This is a genomic window from Neomoorella sulfitireducens, from assembly GCF_024733845.1.
Classification (GTDB): Bacteria; Bacillota; DSM-521; order Neomoorellales; family Neomoorellaceae; genus Neomoorella; species Neomoorella sulfitireducens.
The window spans coordinates 393,435-409,134 of the sequence record NZ_JANRHG010000001.1; the positions used below are offsets into that span (position 1 = coordinate 393,435).

Here is a 15,700-nt window from a genome sequence, read left to right on the forward strand (position 1 = left end):
CTATAAATTGTTGTTAACTATTATGAACCTCATGGCAAAATGAATCTCATCCATCAAACATTAACGTCACTTCATTCTTCAGAAGCCGCAAGTATCTCGGCCGTGTGCTTTACCTCTACGTCGCTCCCCAACTGGTCCAGACCGCCGCGGAGCTGGAGGACGCAGCCCGGACAGTCGGCCGCCACCAATTTCGCACCGCTATCCATTATATTTTTCAGCTTGCGCTCCAGGATGGGCCTGCTGATTTCCGGGTATTTAATGCTATAAGAACCGCCGAAGCCGCAACAGCGGTCGCTTTCGCGCATCTCTACCAGTTCTATCCCCTGCCGGCCCTTTAACACCTCCCGCGCCACCCGGTCCAGGCCCAGGTGACGCTTGAAATGGCAGGAATCGTGATAGGTGACTTTGACCGTCTGTTTACCGGCTGGTATCAATTCCCCCGGATGCTGTTTTTCACCATTGCCGGCTGGTGATCCGGGAGATTCCTGTCGCCCGCCGGTCAATTCATAAACCAGTTCGGTAAAGTCCTTGACCTTCGCCGCAATAGCCCGGGCCCGCCCTTCCCAGGCAGGGTCACCGGCCAGGAGCCCGGGAAAGTCCTTCTTGAGGGCCACGGCGCACGTGGGGCAGGCGGTAACGATTACTTCGGCACCGGCGCCTTCCAGGGCGGCAATATTCTGCCTGGCCAGTTTAACCGCCGTCTCCCGGTCGCCGGCGTAAATAGCCGGTGCGCCGCAGCAGGCCTGTCCCCGGGGAAAAGTTACCTGCACGCCTTCACGGCCCAGCACTTTATAAACGGCCTCGCCGATCTCCGGGTAGACAAAGTCAATAACGCAGCCGCTGTAAAAGGCGGCCCGCAGGCGGGGCCAGCTTAAAGGACGTTCCAGGTCCTTCACCCGGTCGCGCAAGGGCTTACCGGCAATGGCCGGGAGGCTCCGCCCTGCCGTAAAACTGCTGAAGAAGAGGGGCAGGTGCCGGATGAAAGGCCGGCCGCAGGTCACCGGCCCCTGGAGGCGGGACGCCGCCCGCAGCAGGGTATGCATGAGTTCCGGTTTGGCCACCACCCCGCGGAGGGCGATGCGGTAACCGCCGGAAAGGCCCTGTTTCTCCACCACCCGCTCCCGGAGTTTTAATACCAGGTCGGGGATATTGATCTTCGCCGGGCAGACCTCGGCGCAGCGCCGGCAGCCGATGCACAGGCTCTGGGGGTCGGCAGCGTCTTCCAAAGAGTTAAAGAAGGCCGTCAGGATGCTGCCGATGCCGCCGCTGTAGATATGGCCGTAGACCTGGCCGCTGACCAGCTGGAAGACAGGGCAGACATTGGTGCATGAGGCACAGCGGATGCACTGCAGGGCTTCCTTGAAGACCGGGTCGGCGGCCATCCGGGTACGGCCGTTGTCCAGGAGGATGACGTGCAGTTCCTTAATCCCCTCACCTTCGCCCAGCCAGGCCGGGACCGGGCCGGTAATCATGGTCACATAGCTGGTAATGGGCTGGCCGGTACCGCTGCGGGGCAGGGCCTCCAGGATGGGCACGATGTCTTTCAGCTCCGGCACCAGCTTCTCGTAGCCGACGATGGCCACGTGGACCGGCGGTACGGTGGTAGCAAGGCGGGCGTTGCCCTCATTGGTGCAGATGACGATGGTCCCTGTCTCGGCCACGGCAATGTTAGCGCCGCTGATGCCCATGCCGGCGGTAAGAAACTTTTTCCTCAACTCACGGCGGGCGATGCGGACCATGTTTTTAATATCCGGCTCCACCGGTTCACCCAGGTAACGGCTGAAGACCCGGGCCACCTCCTCCTTGGGCAGGTGGATGGCCGGCATGACCATGTGGGACGGCCTTTCCCCGGGCATGAGCTGCAAGATCCATTCGGCCAGGTCGGTCTCATGGGGAGTAATACCGTGTTCCTGGAGGAACTCGTTGAGGTGGATCTCTTCCGAAGCAAAGGACTTGGACTTAACGATATCGGTTATGCCGTGTTCTTTCGCCACCCGGTAGATATATTCCCTGGCGGCCGCCGCGTCCTTCGCGCGAAAGACTTTGCCGCCCCGGGCCTCTACCGCCCGGGTGAACTGCTCGGCCAGTTCCTCGTAACGGCCGGCGGCGCCGGCCTTGATGGCAGCAATCCTCTCGCGCAGGGCGGCAAAATCCCGGCCGGCGTAGACCTGTTCACGGGAAATGATATAAGCGTCGGCAAAGCGTTCCAGTGCCCCGCGCAGGCTGGCATTATTGAGAGCCCGGTGGATACGACGTCTAAACTCTTTACCGGCCAAGGCGGTCACCCCCGTTGTCCTTTACCAGGATAATCAACAGCCTTTCCGGCCCGTGCACACCAATGGTCAGGCTGCGCTCGATGTCGGCCGTACGGCTGGGACCCGTGACCAGGGTAAAATACCCCGGCCAGTTGCCCCGTTCCAGGTAGGCGTCGATTACCCCGGACAAATTGGCCCGGATTCGCCCTGCCCGCAGCAGGGCTACGCAGGTAAGGGGCAACATGGCCGCCAGGCGCTCTTTCAGGCCGGTGGCGTCCATGGCCAGGGTCCCCGTCTCGGCGATACCATAATCAAACTCGACAATGCCGGTATCCACCTGGCGGGCAAAACCGGCGCCGTCCTTTTCAATGTGAAAACCGGCTGCCGCCAGGGCCGCCTCCAGGCCCGCTTCCCTGGCGACAGGAGAATCGACCAGCGCAACCTTCCGGCCATAGGACTTTAAAACCTCAACCAGTTGCGGCCCGATGTCCCGGACGCCGTCTACCGGTATAACCTGCGCCCCCATAGCTTCAGCCTGGCGGGTAAAGAAAGAGATTAAATCATCTTGAGCCAAGAATAACCCTCCCGTGTCCGGATATTCTTTATCCCACCTCTAGCCCATCTCTTCCTGCCTCACTGCCGGCATAAGCCTGTTCCAGCAGCTGGACGACATGAAAAACCCGCAGCGGCAGCCCCGCCTGGGCCAGGCCGTCTTCCAGCTGCATGCGGCAGGCCGGGCAGGCGGTAACAACCGTATCAACCCCGGTGTCCTTGATGGCCGCCACTTTATGGGCCTGGACCCGCATGGACATATCATAATGGGTAAGGCTGAAAGAACCGGCGCCGCCGCAGCAGCAGCCGGCGTTTTTCATTTCCCGCAATTCAAGGCCGGGAATAGAGCGCAACACCTGCCGCGGTTCCCTGCTGATGCCCTGGCCGCGCACCAGGTGACAGGGATCATGGTAGGTTACCTCAAAGGGCAAAACGGCCGCCGGCCGGCGAAAATCAATTTCCAGCAGCAGTTCGTTAATGTCCCTGGTCCTGGCGGCCATGTTCCGGGCTATTTCTCCCCCGGAACTATCCACAAAGACCTGCGGGTAAAAATGCTTCCAGGCCTCGCCGCAGGTGGCGCAGGCCACCACCAGATAATCAAAGTTATAACCCTGAAAAACATGCAGGTTGGAAGCTGCCATTTCTTTGAACGTGACAGCGTCGCCGTGGAACAACACTGGGACGCCGCAGCAATGCTGGTCCCCCGGGATTACGACTTCAATATCATTGGCCAGCAGGACGTTAACCACTGCCCTGCCGATATCGGTATAAATATAATTTTCCAGGCAACCGGTAAAAAAGGCCGCCCGGGCCCGTGGTTTTACCGGGCGGGCTACCCCGGGAAACTCTTCTTTCAGAGTCCTTCTAGCCAGGGGCGGTAATACCCGCCGCAGTTCCAGCCCGATGGGAAAGCGGGGCTGACAGCGCTGGATGTCAGGCCGGTAGCGCAGGGCCAGGGGCTGGAAGCGACGACCGGTTTTAAGGGCCGTGTCAAAGAGCAGGGGGCGCTTTAAGCCCTGGAAGATCACTTTTTTTACCCAGGGCAGGCCCTTTTCCCGCACCATGGCCGCCCGGGCGGCCAGAACTACCGTATCGATGCGGACACCGCTGGGACAGTTGGCGACACAGGCCATACAGGTAAGACAAAAGAGCAGTTTCTCTGCCAGCCGGTGGGTTGCCCGTAACTCTCCCTTGAGGTAAGCGTAGGCCAGCTGGACCTTGCCCCGGGCTACCGCCGCCTCCCGCAGGGTTTCTTTATATAAAGGGCAGACCGCCTGGCAGTTACCGCATTTCATACATCTGGCCATTTCCTCTTCTACCAGGGCCAGGTCATCAAAAGGATTCACGGCAGGATCACTCCTTTGCCGGCATGGGACCCACCAGCTTGCCCGGGTTTAAAATACCCAGGGGGTCCAGGGCTTCCTTGAGCCGCTGCATGACGGCAACGCCGCCGGCGCCGAATTCCAGCTCCATATATTTTTGTTTGGCGATGCCGATGCCATGTTCACCGCTTAAAGTCCCGCCCAGGAAAATGGCCGTATGGAAACCCTTCATCACAATATCTTAAGGCTCGCAATGGTCTGGTAATTTTGTCCGGCCTGACCACCTGATGGTTCTATTATAACATTTTTTTGCAGCAATTCAATAAGTATTTTGCCGGAGGCCTCTTGTTTGTTGCGGCTCCCTTTAAAAAGGCCCCGTATAATATTTAATGTTTGTGTTATCCATTTCGCAAACTTGGTTACAAATATTAACCAGCACCGCTGCTATTCATGCCGGCAATCTTACCCCAAAATAAAAACTGGCCTTCCCAGGCCAGTTGTAAACATGAACATGGCTTATAAAACTTCTTCCACCACAATAGTCTCGTCCCGGCGCGGGCCGACGGCGATAAGATGAATGGGTACACCGGCCAGTTCCTCGATTCGCCGGATATATCCCCGGCAGGCGGCCGGCAAATCTGCCAGGGTCCTGGCCTTGGTGATATCTTCATGCCAGCCGGGCAGTTCTTCATACACCGGTTCGCACTGCTCCAGGACTTTCAACCTGGCCGGGAAATCCCGCAGGATCTCCCCACCGTAGCGATAACCGGTACAAATACGAAGAGGCTCTATGCCCGTCAGGACGTCCAGCTTGGTCAGGGCGATGCCCGTCAGGCTGTTGACTTCAGCGGCATGACGCAGGATTACCGTATCCAGCCAGCCGCAGCGGCGCGGCCGCCCGGTTGTAGTACCGTACTCCCTGCCCTGCTCCCTCAAAGTGTCGCCGAGGCTTCCCGTTATTTCAGCCGGGAAAGGCCCGGCTCCCACCCGGGTTGTATAGGCCTTGGCCACTCCCAGGACCTTGTTGATCTTCGTCGGGCCGATGCCGGCACCGATACAGGCCCCGCCGGCCGTGGGATAAGAAGAAGTCACAAAAGGATAGGTCCCCTGATCCAGGTCCAGGAGCGTCCCCTGGGCGCCTTCAAAGAGAACTTTGCGGCCCTCCTGCAGGGCCCCGTTAACCAGGCGGCCGGTATCGGCGATAAGGGGCCGCAGGCACCCGGCATAACCGGCATACTCGTCCAGGATGGCCTCTAGCTCGTAGCCCGGACGGTCGTAAATTTTTGCCAGCACTTCGTTGACTGCGGCCAGGTTGCGGGCCAGTTTGTCACGAAATTCCTCCCAGTCAAGAAGATCGCCCACCCGGATGCCCGTTCTGGACGTTTTATCTACATAAGCAGGACCGATGCCCCGTTTGGTGGTGCCAATCCGGGCTTCACCCCGGCGCTCTTCCTCGGCGGCATCCAGGCCCTTATGGTAAGGTAAAATAAGGTGGGCCCGGTCGCTGATTCGTAAACCAGATGTATCTACACCCCGCTCCGCCAGGCCGTCCAGTTCCTGGACCAGGACGGCCGGATCGACAACCACGCCGTTGCCGATAAGGCAGAGCTTGCCAGGGTAGAGGATGCCGGAAGGCACCAGGTGCAGTTTGAACTCCCGTTCCCCGACCATTACCGTATGGCCGGCGTTGCTCCCTCCCTGGTAACGGACTACCACTTCCGCTTTCTCCGCCAGGTAATCGGTAACTTTCCCCTTGCCCTCATCGCCCCACTGGGCTCCCACCAGGACTACCGCCGCCATGCAAGCACCGCCTTTCAATATATTGATATTATTTGTTTATAACCCAGTTTTATTTCTTCCCCGCCCCGTACCGGGGCCGGGTGCCGACGGGACCGCCGGTTAAGCGCCGGTTATAATGGCCCGGGCGGCAATGACGCCGGCCGCCGAAGCCTGGGCCAGACCCCGGGTAACCCCGGCGCCGTCGCCGGCAGCGTACAGGCCGGGGATATTGGTCTGCAGTTCCCGGCTCAAGCTGAGCCTTGAAGAGTAAAATTTAACCTCCACGCCGTAGAGCAGGGTGTGCCGGGAATAGATCCCCGGGGCGATTTTATCCATGGCCGCCAGCATCTCCACAATAGCCGTGAGGTGCCGGTAAGGGAAGACCAGGGACAGGTCCCCGGGCGTGGCTTCGGTCAGGGTCGGCGTTACCAGGCCCTTCTCCAGGCGGTCGGCCGTAGTCCGCCGCCCCGACAGGAGGTCCCCCAGGCGCTGGACCAGAACGCCGCCGCCCAGGAGGTTGGCCAGCTGGGCCACATAACGGCCGTAGGCAATAGGTTCCTTGAAAGGCTCGGTAAAGGTTTTGCTCACCAGCAGGGCAAAGTTGGTATTGTTGGTCTTTTTGTCCGCATAGGAATGGCCGTTAACCGTCACCAGGCCCTCATTATTTTCCAGCACTACTTCCCCGTAAGGGTTCATGCAGAAGGTGCGTACCCGGTCGTCGAATTTCCGCGAGTAAAAGATAAATTTGGATTCGTAAATAACGCTGGTCAGGTGTTCCATAACGGCGGCCGGCACTTCCACCCGCACGCCGATGTCCACGGGATTGACGGCCAGCTTCAGGTTTAAACTGGCAGCCACCCGGCGCAGCCAGTCGGCGCCTTCCCGGCCGGGAGCCAGGACCACATAACGGGCACCGATCTCTTCACCCCGCCGGGTAACCACCGCGGTAACCCGGTTGTTGTCCACTAGGATTTCCTCAACCGGCGTATCGGTGCGCACCTCGACACCGCGCTCTTCCAGGTAATCCTTCATGGCCTGGAGGATCTCCTGGGTGCGCCCGGTACCCAGGTGGCGAATGGGGGCTGGGATAAGCTTTAAATCGGCCAGGACGGCCTGGCGCTGGATATCGGCAATCCGCTCATCCTCGAGGCTGCCGTAGACCTTTTCCGGCGCCCCAAAATGGCGGTAGACGCCGTCGACATAATCTATTAAAGCCGTTACTTCCCGTTCCGGTATATATTCACTCAGCCAGCCGCCGACTTCCGGCGACAGGGTTAATTTGCCGTCACTGAAAGCCCCGGCTCCTCCCCACCCGGATACTACCGAACAGGGGTTGCAGTGCAGGCAGCTGGAACGCGTCTCCTTGGACGGGCACACCCGGCGATTTAGACCGTGCCCCTTCTCCAGGATGAGCACTTTGAGCCCGCTTTCCTGCCGTACCAGCTCCAGGGCGGTGAAAATCCCTGCCGGGCCGGCGCCAACGATGACCACATCATATTTTCCAGCCATCCGTCTCCCCTCCTCAACCTGTTTCCGGGCAAAAAAATAGCCCCTGCATCGGGATTAGCCAGAACAACATTATAATTTTACCAGACCCTTTACGGGGCGTCAAGGAGAATCGGTTCTCTGCTATAGGCAGCTCCTTATAAACAATAAAGCCGTCCCTCTGGGAGGGAGGCTTATTACAAGAAGGTAATCGTCAACCGGCTACAATGGCTCCGGCGATAGCTGCCAGGCCTGCCGTCCGGGGTGAAGCCAGGTAAATTTCCGCCTCGGGAGAACCCATGCGCCCGGGAGTGTTGCGGACTGTAGCTGCCAGCACCCGGTCGCCAGGCGCCAGCAAGCCGGCATGCTGCCCCGGACAGGGACCACAACCGGGAGGCAGAATTACGGCCCCCTGCTGTAGTAAGCTCCTGCTCAAACCCCTGGCTTCCATCTCCTGCAAAACAGCCCTGGATGCCGGTACTAACAGCAGGTTTACTTCCCTGTGAACAGGTCTGCCGTTCATAGCAGCGGCCAGTTCCTCAAAATCCTCCAGGCGACCGCTCCCGCAACCGCCTACCAGAACCTGGGTTACGGTTAAGCCGGCCACTTCATGCACCGGTTGAATTTTAGTTGGAGCCGGAGGGCAGGCAACAAGGGGATGCAGCGTAGAAGCATCAATAATTAAATCGCTGCCGGCAACCTGTTCCTCTGGTGGCAGGATCATCCCCGTCATACAGCCCATTTCGCCGATCAGGTTACAAACGCTCATCCGTCCACTCGGCGAAAGCTGCCAGACACCCTCTCCCTGCAGCAGTAGGGCTTTATTTTTTAAGGCGCCTCCTCCCAAGCGTCGCAGGAGTTCCAATCCTAGATCACGCGGGGATACCCCTGGTGACAAGCTGCCATTTATTTTTACTATTACCGTTTCCGGCACCGCTAAGCGAAGTTGTCCGGCAAGCAATACCGGTACCAAATCGGCAGGGGTCAGAGAAAATGCTATGGCACCAAAGGCGCCTGACGTTGTTACATGACCATCGGCACCGGCAATAATCATGCCGGCCCGGGGCTGGAAAAATTCGGCCACCACCTGGTGGAGGACACCTTCACACTTGTCAAAAAGGTTAATTCCCTGCTGGCGGGCGTAAGCCTTTAATTGCAAATGAAGTTGCCGGCTCGCTATCGTCGGCGCCGGCATAACATGATCGAGAGTAAAAACCACTTTTGCCGGTTGCGCGACTTTTTCCCCTTCAGGCCAGGCAGCCAGGACTTTAGCGGCAGTACCATCATGAGCAAGAATTAAATCAACGTTTATGGTTATCTCTTCGCCTGGTACTATTCGCTCCATCCCGGCTGCAGCACCCAGGGCTTTAAAGAAAAAGTTCATGCCTGAAGACTTCCCTTCTAAAAATTTAGCCTTCAGTTTACCTTTTGCACATAAACGCCTATACAACCACCCGAACATACCCGGGTATATGGTAAAAACGTCTGGTGCCTGTAAAATCCATCTCGCCCAATGCAGTATCGGTTAGCCTTTTTCTGCTTTTAGCTCACCTGGCCCGGATTGGGCGCCTGCAAGCAACTTCCATCCGGGCCAGGTTTTTGTTGCTTAAATAAGATGCATAAGCCACATGACATAGACGGCAATCATGGAGAAGATACCGCCAACGAGCGTAACGCCGCCGTAGGAAATCAAGGCAGATTTAAGTTCCATCTTGGAAAGAGAAGTGCATACCCAGAAATAACTGGAATTTACATATTTGATAATTACCGAACCGGCGGCCCCGGCCAGCATGGCAGCTTCCGGGCTTAAATTAAGAGTTCCCAGCATGGGGGCTACCAGAGAACCTGCAGTAATGACGCCTACAGTCGTCGAACCGGTTATCATGTTGCCAATTACGCCTAAAACAAAGGGCAGGAAAATGGCCGGAACCCCCGTCTGGGCCACGGACTTAGCAATCAGATCTACCGCCGGTGTTCCCTTTAAAATTTCACTCAAGGACCCACCCAGGCCAGTTACAACAATGATCATAGCAGAAGTCCGCAGGGCATTTTCAATCCACTCACTGTTTTGTTTCTTTTTCTGCTCTCCCTTGGTATTGCGGTAGGCCAGCCAAACACCAATGGATAAGGCCACAACCGGCCAACCTAAATAGGTAAGGGCAAGCCTTAAAAAGCTTTCTTTAGGAAGGGCAAAAGAAGCTACACTCTGCCCGGCAATCAAAATTAAGGGGATGAGGATAGGCGCATATGCCGCCGCCGTGGTGGGCAGTTCGGCTTCCATCCCTTTTTCGGCAAATGATTGACCCAGAAACTCTTTCGACGGTGGTGAAGGCACCCGTGGCCCCACTATTTGTGCATAAACCCAGCCCGCCAGGGAGCCTACAAGGCAGGCAATGCTACCAAAAACGATAATTTTACCAACATCGGCTTTTACCAGGGCCGCGGCCGCCAGCGGTCCGGGTGTAGGTGGCACCATGGCATGGGTAAGCTGCATGGCCCCCACCAGTCCCGTAGCCATCACGCTCATATTGGTGCCTACTTTAATAGCCGCCGAATGCACTAAAGGATTCAAGATAACGTAACCGATGTCGGAAAAGATGGCAATTCCGATAACGAAACCGGTCAAAGTCAGGGCCAGGGGCATCCTTTTTTCGCCGACCCATTTAATCATGGTTAAGGTAATTTTTTCAATGCCGCCAGTATTCTTTAAGGCCTCGGCAATAATCGAGCCAAGGACAATTACGACGGCAATAGATTGGACTGTTTTACCAAAACCTGTTTCAAAAGCTTTAATAAAAGCATTTATATTCTTGCCTGTAACTAGCCCCATTAAGACGATGGGGATTAAGAGGGACAGGAAAACATGCCATTTGAACTTCCCGATAAGCAAAAAGAGCAAAGCAATAACGGCTACAAAGGCGGATAAGGCCACAACTGCACTTTCGATAATCATTAGGTTCCCCCCTGTCTTTAATTTTAATTTTCGGCTTGATTTCTATATTCCCTTTTATAATAACCTTCTACGGCGTCCCCCCCTTGCTATTTTTAGTAAAAAAATCCTGCATCACTCCCCTCTAAAATTCAATGAACTACACCCCGGAAAAAACTCCATTTAATTGTGGGGCGTAAACACGCCCAGCTTGCTTAATGCTGCTAAAATCACTTCTTCTTTATTTACACCTGCGCCTGAATCAAGGGAAATCAATTGCCAGTTAACCGACTGATTGCTTTTTTTTACCTCCGGATCAGCGTTAATGGCTATAACCTGCCCTCCGGTCTTCAACCCCCTGGTCACATCCATGATAGCCAGGAGGCTGTTGTCCAGGACCACTACGACATCGGGGCGGGTGGCATTGGCCGAGCGCTCCCTGATAAAGTCGTCATCAATCCGAACCACCGCCTGCATCGCCGCCCCTGGCCGGTAGGCCCCGAAATTTTCAAAGACCTGGGCATATTTGCCGGCCGCCAGGGCGGCCTGGGCCACTTTTCCGGCCAGGGCGGTTACCGGCTGGCCGTAACGGCCGTGAAAGCGAATTTCGATCATGACTGCACCTCCCGGAAGCGGCGATCAACCTCGTCCTGAAGGTCCTGGATGGCCGCTTCATCCATGTTTTTAAAGCGCCCCTGGAGCCGCAGGTACTCCCGCACCGGTATCCGGCGTTCCGGGACAACCGTCACCCGCCGCCGCCCGTCGACCTCTTCATAAAGCTGCCACAGGCCACACTCCACCGCCATGCGGGCAAGCTGCACCGTCTGGTCCTCCCGGATGCCCCAGCCCCTGAAGCAGGGGGCCAGGATGTGGATGTAACGAAAGCCCTGGATGGCCATTGCCTTCTGGAATTTCTGCATCAGGTCCAGGGGATAGGCGACCGAGGCCGTAGCCAAATAAGGCGGGTGGTGGGCGGCCATTATGGCCAGCATATCCTTGCGCGGCGTCGGCTTGCCGGCAGGCGTGTCAGGCGTGATCGCCTGGTAGGGGGTAACACTGCCGGCCTGGCCGCCGGTGTTCATATAAGTTTCATTGTCGTAGCAGACGTGAATAATATTTTCCTGACGTTCGGCCGCCCCGGTCAGGGACTGGAAGCCGATGTCGGCCGTGCCGGCATCACCGGCCCAGGAGACTACATTAACGTCTTTAATCCCCTGGATGTCCAGGGCCGCCCTGATGCCTGACGCAACCGCCGGGGCGCATTCAAAAAGGGAATGGTAAAAGGGCACCTTCCAGGCAGTAGTTAAACCCGACCCGCCGATGGTAGCCATACAGGAAGCAGGAATGTTGATAATCGTCCGCGGGCCCAGGACCTTCATGGCCTGGCGCACCGCCAGGGCCGCACCGCAGCCGCGACAGCCGCCGTGACCGCCGGTAAAGAGCTCATCTTCCGGTACTTCAGCTAAAGTCTTGATTAGTTCCATGTTCCCTCACCTCCGGCTCTACAAGCCGTACCATTGATAGGGTGCCGGGGCCGTCCCGGAACCCAGTTGCTCGCTTACCTGCCGGTAAATGCCGGCCAGGTCTTCCACGCCTACATCCCGGCCCCCGAGGCCCAGGATATAACTGTAAACCGGCGCGGCCGGAAAGCCGTACAGGCCGGCCCGCAGTTCCCGGGCCAGAGCACCACCAGCGCCATAGACAATATTTTTGTCCAGGGCTATTATCGCCCGGGCTGCCTGCAAACTCTCCCGTACTGCCGCCGCCGGGAAAGGCCGGAAGAGGCGGATTTTCAGCAGTCCCGCTTTTTCCCCCGCCGCCCTCAAATCGTCGACAGCCAACCTGGCCGTGCTGACCAGGGAGCCCATGGCCACCAGGACTATATCGGCATCCTCCAGGCGGTAGCCTGACACGGCGCCGCCCCAGTCGCGGCCCGTTATGCGGGCATAAGCCCCGCTGACTTCCTCGAGTACCTCGCCTGCATGCTGCAGGGCGGCGTCCTGGTGGTATTTATAGTCCATATACAGTTCCGGGCCGGTAACGGTGTTGACCGCCAGGGGATTATTTACATCCAGTACCGGCCGCCGCACCAGGGGCAGGAAGTTATCTATTGCTTCTTGTTCCGGCACGTCTACCGTTTCCCGGGTATGGGACTGGATATAACCCTCATAATTGACCATTACCGGCAGGCGCACGCCCTCGTCTTCCCCCAGGCGGAAAGCCTGGATGAGGCTATCCAGGACTTCCTGGTTGTTTTCGCAGAATAGCTGGACCCACCCGCACGTCTCCTGGGCCACCACGTCGCCGTGCTCGGGAAAGCGGCTGTGGGGTGCCGCCAGGGCCCGGTTGACGACGGCCATGACTACCGGCTGGCGGAGCCCGGAAGTATGGTAGAGGACCTCGCTCATGTAGGCCAGTCCCTGGGAGTTGGTAATAAGGAAAGACCTGGCCCCGGCCATGGCCGCTCCCAGGGCCGCAGCCATAGCACTGTGGTCTGATTCCACCCGCACAAAATTACATTTCATACTGCCTTCAGCTATGAACTGGGTTATCTTTTCCATGACCGGCGCCGCCGGCGTAATGGGATAGGAAGCCAGGACTTCTACCCGCGCCAGGCGGGCGGCGTGGGCGGCCGCTTCGTTGCCGTTTAATAACAGGCGCATTTCCCTTCACTCCCTGCTTACTTCTCAATAAAGCCCCGGTTGCCGGCATATTCCGGTACCATGGTAATTGCCCGGACGGGGCACTCGACGGCGCAGATGCCGCAACCTTTGCAAAAACGTAAATCGACCCGCACTTCACCTTGATCTACCGCCAGGGCCGCGTCCGGGCAGTAGAAAAGGCACTCGCGGCAGAGATTGCATTTCTGTTTTTCAAACACCGGCCGCCGCTCGCGTATACGCTCCATGGCCGCCCCGGCGGCCATGGTACCCGGCCTGGCCGAAGGTACTACCGGCAGCTCTTTTACCGCCACTTTATTTCGCCTCCTCCGCTGTGACAACAGACATAAAATTATAATTGCAAAATTCATGCCAGCAACCGGTCAAATAGGCCTGGAAAATATTACCGCCCTATGTCTCCTGCCGTTTAACGCTTCTGAAAAAGTTTAAAGCCGGCAACAACAACCGGCCGCAGTTCCTTGTGTTTCAGTTTTTTAACTATTATACCCCCGGTGCAACGCCCGTATATGTTTCAGCTTGACGTTTAACAGGCGACTCTTCCTAACAACCATCTGTCTTTTTTGACATCCGTCCCCGTCCGGCCGGATAAAACCTTGATGCCAGGCAGGAAAAACATCTTGAACGTCGAATGTAACATTAATTTCTGTTTTAAATGTTTCTTATTTGCAACGTTATGCCGTAACCGGCGCAGGAGGAACGAGTACGTGGCGGAAATTGCCTTTATTGCACCCTATGAAGACCTGGCCCATATCGCCCGCCAGGTTAGCGTTGAACTGGGGCAGGACCTGACCATTCACGTCGCCCGGGTACAGGAAGGGGCCAGCCTGGCCTGTGAACTGGCAAAAAACGGCTGCCAGGTCATAGTCAGCCGCGGCGTTACGGCCTGGCTTATCCAGCAGGCCGTAGACTTGCCTGTGGTTGATGTCCCTATCGGCGGCTACGACATTTTACGCGCCTATTACCAGGCCAAGCAGTTCGGCGGCCCCATCGGCATAGCCGACGTTCCCGATGTTATCCAGGGACTGGAAAGCCTGGAGACAATTTTGGGAGAAACTTTTCTCAAGTACACCCTGAAAAACCAGCATGATGACATCCGGCAGGGCATCCTGGCCCTGAAGGAGGCCGGCGCCGAAGTAATAATAGGCAAGATTGCCATGGCCCGCGAGGCGCGCAACTTCGGCTTAAACAGCGTCATAATCACTTCCGGCAAAGAAGCGGTCTACCAGGCCCTCAAAGAGGCCCAGAGGGTTTTACAGGTCCGTCACCAGGAAAAACGCCGTTCCGAGCAACTCAAGGCCATCCTGGACTTTGCCTACGACGGCATTATCGCCCTGGATGAAGAAGGCCGCATCACCGTCTTCAACCCGGTGGCGGAAAAACTCTCCGGCTGGCGCGCCGAAGATGCTATCGGCCGCCCGGTGACGGAGGTCATCCCCGCCGCCCAATGTCATATTTTGTTAAAAACAGGAAAACCGGAACTCGGTGAGCTGCTGGACATCGGCAACAGCAGGGTAGTAGCCAACCGCGTGCCCATCATCGTTGACGGCCGTACCGTAGGTGTAGTGACCACATTCCAGAACATCTCCAGCCTGCAAAGCCTGGAGCATAAGGTCCGGCGCCGCCTGGCCGGGCGCGGCCACGTGGCCAAGTATACCTTTGCCGATATTCTCGGCGAAAGCCCGGCCTTGAAGGAAGCCGTGCGCCTGGCCCGGGAATACGCCGCCGTCCAATCTACAGTCCTTATCCACGGCGAGACAGGTTCCGGCAAGGAAATGTTCGCCCATGCCATCCACCTGGCCGGCCCCCGGCGGGACGGCCCCTTTGTCGCCGTCAACTGTGCCGCCCTGCCGGAAAACCTCCTGGAAAGCGAGCTTTTCGGCTATGCCGAGGGGGCCTTTACCGGCGCCCGTAAAGGAGGCAAACCGGGCCTTTTTGAACTGGCCCACGAGGGGACCATCTTCCTGGATGAGATCGGGGAGATGTCGCCTCGCCTGCAGGCCCGGGTGCTGCGGGTACTGGAAGAAGGGGAAATTATGCGCCTGGGGGACGACCGCATCATCCCCGTCAACGTAAGGGTTATCGCGGCCACCCACCGCAACCTTGCCCAGATGGTCAGGGAACAGGCCTTCCGCGAAGATCTCTACTTCCGTATCAATGTCCTCAACCTGGAAATCCCGCCCCTGCGGGAGCGCGGGGCCGACGTGCTCCTCCTGGCCGAACACTTCCTCCAGGAATTTTGCCGCCAGCTTAAACGCCCGGCAGGGAGCTTAACCCCGGAAGCGGCCGGGGAACTCCTCCGGTACCGGTGGCCGGGTAACATCCGGGAATTGCGCAACTGTATGGAGCGGTTGGCCCTACGCTGTCAGGATACCACCGTCAGCGCCGCCGATGTGCGCCAGGCCCTGGGGCTGGCGGCGGCACCGGAAATCGGCCTGTCCGGCGAAGGCCCGCCGGGAGAAGGGCCGGGAGAAAAATTGGCCGGCCAGGTAAACATCCTGGAGCGCGGCCTGATTATGCGTGTCCTGGCCGAAACGGGGGGCAACAAGGCCGAAGCCGCCCGCCGCCTGGGCGTCAGCCGCACCACCCTGTGGCGCAAGCTGAAAGGGGAAGATAAAGGCGCGTAAGTATTGACCGGGGAGGGGCGGGAAGTCCATATACTTGCGTTCGGACCCAGAGGCGATTTCGAATACTAAAAAA

12 protein-coding genes and 1 pseudogene are annotated in these 15,700 nt (G+C 57.8%); 1 reads left to right on the top strand and 12 read right to left on the bottom strand.

Features of this window, described 5'->3' with window-relative positions:
* Positions 1 to 71: 71 nt before the first annotated feature.
* The 12 genes and pseudogenes from ldhH to NWF31_RS01890 all read right to left on the bottom strand — a co-directional run bounded on the left by ldhH (position 72) and on the right by NWF31_RS01890 (position 13,296).
* Complete coding sequence (ldhH, locus tag NWF31_RS01835; protein ID WP_258358790.1) at positions 72 to 2,276, bottom strand: L-lactate dehydrogenase (quinone) large subunit LdhH; 2,205 nt, start codon at positions 2,274 to 2,276, stop codon at positions 72 to 74.
* Positions 2,266 to 2,829: a LutC/YkgG family protein gene (locus tag NWF31_RS01840; RefSeq protein ID WP_258358791.1), complete on the bottom strand. Its 564-nt coding sequence runs from the start codon at positions 2,827 to 2,829 to the stop codon at positions 2,266 to 2,268. Before NWF31_RS01840 ends, ldhH begins: the two co-directional genes overlap by 11 nt.
* A 28-nt stretch (positions 2,830 to 2,857) precedes the next feature.
* The gene (locus NWF31_RS01845; RefSeq protein WP_258358792.1) at positions 2,858 to 4,153 is read right to left on the bottom strand and encodes a (Fe-S)-binding protein; all 1,296 of its coding nucleotides are present in this window, start codon (positions 4,151 to 4,153) and stop codon (positions 2,858 to 2,860) included.
* A gap of 7 nt (positions 4,154 to 4,160) precedes the next feature.
* A pseudogene (locus NWF31_RS01850) lies at positions 4,161 to 4,352 on the bottom strand (FAD-binding oxidoreductase); the annotation flags it as partial.
* Between the two features lie 293 nt (positions 4,353 to 4,645).
* The gene (locus tag NWF31_RS01855; protein WP_258358793.1) at positions 4,646 to 5,929 is read right to left on the bottom strand and encodes an adenylosuccinate synthase; all 1,284 of its coding nucleotides are present in this window, start codon (positions 5,927 to 5,929) and stop codon (positions 4,646 to 4,648) included.
* Between the two features lie 99 nt (positions 5,930 to 6,028).
* The gene (locus NWF31_RS01860; RefSeq protein WP_258358794.1) at positions 6,029 to 7,417 is read right to left on the bottom strand and encodes an NAD(P)/FAD-dependent oxidoreductase; all 1,389 of its coding nucleotides are present in this window, start codon (positions 7,415 to 7,417) and stop codon (positions 6,029 to 6,031) included.
* Positions 7,418 to 7,607: 190 nt separating this feature from the next.
* On the bottom strand, positions 7,608 to 8,777 hold the full coding sequence (locus tag NWF31_RS01865; protein ID WP_258358795.1) for an aconitase family protein: 1,170 nt from the start codon (positions 8,775 to 8,777) through the stop codon (positions 7,608 to 7,610).
* A 222-nt stretch (positions 8,778 to 8,999) separates the two neighbouring features.
* On the bottom strand, positions 9,000 to 10,346 hold the full coding sequence (locus NWF31_RS01870; RefSeq protein ID WP_258358796.1) for a GntP family permease: 1,347 nt from the start codon (positions 10,344 to 10,346) through the stop codon (positions 9,000 to 9,002).
* Between the two features lie 159 nt (positions 10,347 to 10,505).
* Positions 10,506 to 10,937 carry a 2-oxoacid:acceptor oxidoreductase family protein gene (locus tag NWF31_RS01875; RefSeq protein ID WP_258358797.1) on the bottom strand — a complete coding sequence of 144 codons (432 nt, stop codon included), beginning with the start codon at positions 10,935 to 10,937 and terminating at the stop codon, positions 10,506 to 10,508.
* Positions 10,934 to 11,806, bottom strand: a complete 873-nt coding sequence (locus NWF31_RS01880) for a thiamine pyrophosphate-dependent enzyme (protein WP_258358798.1) — start codon at positions 11,804 to 11,806, stop codon at positions 10,934 to 10,936. The genes NWF31_RS01875 and NWF31_RS01880 overlap by 4 nt, the downstream gene beginning before the upstream one ends.
* A gap of 18 nt (positions 11,807 to 11,824) precedes the next feature.
* Positions 11,825 to 12,985 (bottom strand): transketolase C-terminal domain-containing protein, encoded by a 1,161-nt coding sequence (locus NWF31_RS01885; protein WP_258358799.1) that lies wholly within the window; start codon positions 12,983 to 12,985, stop codon positions 11,825 to 11,827.
* A 17-nt stretch (positions 12,986 to 13,002) separates the two neighbouring features.
* The gene (locus NWF31_RS01890) at positions 13,003 to 13,296 is read right to left on the bottom strand and encodes a 4Fe-4S binding protein (protein WP_258358800.1); all 294 of its coding nucleotides are present in this window, start codon (positions 13,294 to 13,296) and stop codon (positions 13,003 to 13,005) included.
* 411 nt (positions 13,297 to 13,707) lie between these two features.
* On the opposite strand from NWF31_RS01890, the gene NWF31_RS01895 reads away from it, so the two are divergent.
* Positions 13,708 to 15,627: a sigma 54-interacting transcriptional regulator gene (locus NWF31_RS01895; protein WP_258358801.1), complete on the top strand. Its 1,920-nt coding sequence runs from the start codon at positions 13,708 to 13,710 to the stop codon at positions 15,625 to 15,627.
* Positions 15,628 to 15,700: the final 73 nt, after the last annotated feature.